Annotated in this window: 1 protein-coding gene; it reads left to right on the forward strand. The window is 66.9% G+C overall.

Annotated features, from left to right (window positions below):
• A partial coding sequence (locus ACGFNP_RS61060; protein WP_393334401.1) for a condensation domain-containing protein occupies positions 1-1170 on the forward strand: 1170 nt, incomplete at both ends.

The raw sequence follows: 1170 nt of genomic DNA on the forward strand, positions 1-1170 counted from the left end.
CAGCACGCCCTGACCAGCCACCCGCACATCAGCGCCGCACTGGTCACCACCCACCACACCACCAACGGCCAACTGCTGGTCGCCTACGTGGTCCCGGCTGACCCCGCCCATGGCGCTCCCACCACCGATGATCTACGTGAGTATCTGGCCGCCGGTCTGCCGGATTACATGATCCCGTCGGTGTTCATCGAGCTGGCCGCCTTCCCGCTGTCTCCTAACGGGAAGATCGATCGTGCGGCGCTGCCGGTGCCTGATGGCAGCAGGCCTGAGCTCGCAGGTGGCTATCTGGCTCCGGTGACGACGACGGAGCAGTTGCTGGCCGGTATCTGGGCCGACCTGCTCGGTGTGGACCAGGTCGGGGTCCGCGACAACTTCTTCGACCTCGGCGGACACTCCCTACTCGCCACCCAGGCCATCACCCGCATCCGCACCACCTTCGGCACCGAGCTTGCACTCGCGGCCCTGTTCGACCATCCCACTGTTAAAGGTCTGGCCGCCCTCATCGAGGGCACTGCCATTACGGCGATCGCGCCGCCCATTGTCCCGGCCGACCGGGACCTGCCGTTGCCGCTGTCGTTCGCTCAGCAGCGGTTGTGGTTCCTGGCTCAGCTCGACCCGGACTCGGCCGAGTACAACACCCCGACGGCGATCTTCCTCGATGGTGACCTGGATCTCCCGGCCTTGCGCGCCGCGCTGACGGCGCTGGTGGAGCGGCATGAGGTGTTGCGGACCCGGCTGGTCGCCGATGCCGACGGCATCCCGCACCAGGTCATCGATCCACCCACCGACTTCCCGCTGCCTGTCGTGGACGTGGCCGGCGAACTGGAAGCGCACGCGCTGATCATCGCCGATGCCGCCACTCCGTTCGATCTGGCGCTTGGCCCGTTGCTACGTGGCGCGTTGTTCCGAGTGGCTCACGGCAGACACATGCTCGGGCTGTGCATGCATCACGTCGTCTTCGATGAGTGGTCGGCGAAGGTCTTCCAGCGGGAGCTTCTCGCGTTGTACGAGGCTTTCCGGGCTGGGGAGTCGTCTCCGTTGGTGCCGTTGCGGGTGCAGTACGCCGACTTCGCGTTGTGGCAGCGTTCCTGGCTGACCGGCGAGACTTTGGAGGGGCAGCTCGGCTACTGGCGGCGCCGGCTGGCCCGGCCTTCGGTGCTGGACCTGCCT

The organism is Nonomuraea sp. NPDC049269 (genome assembly GCF_043197155.1).
In the GTDB taxonomy this organism is placed as follows: domain Bacteria; phylum Actinomycetota; class Actinomycetes; order Streptosporangiales; family Streptosporangiaceae; genus Nonomuraea.